Here is a 315-nt window from a genome sequence, read left to right as displayed (position 1 = left end):
TGAGGATGTCATCTTCCGTGGAAAGGGCAAGGTCTACGATCTCCTCTTTTGCCGAGAAGCTCTTGCCGGAGCCGCTGACACCCAGTCGGAAAGAGTTGCCGTTTAACAGCTTCCTTCGGTCTGCCACCAGCATATTTTTGCTGACGGCATTCTGCCCATAATAGATGCCTCCCGGCTGCATGATTTCCTGCGTATGGAACGGGATCAGGACGGCGGTGGATTCTGTAGTAAGGGTACGCACTGCATCGATTTTCCGCAGGCCATACGGCAGGACGGTATTCAGTCCATCGACCTGTTGCCACTTCAAAGTTGCCA

The 315-nt window shown here is 53.7% G+C and carries 1 pseudogene; it reads right to left on the bottom strand.

Annotated features, from left to right (window positions below):
* A pseudogene (locus LIQ05_RS20850) lies at window positions 1-315 on the bottom strand (VirB4-like conjugal transfer ATPase); the annotation flags it as partial.

Origin of the sequence: Blautia glucerasea (genome assembly GCF_020537505.1) — a bacterium.
Lineage (GTDB): Bacteria > Bacillota > Clostridia > Lachnospirales > Lachnospiraceae > Blautia_A.
This window is presented reverse-complemented; position numbering and strand designations above follow the sequence as displayed.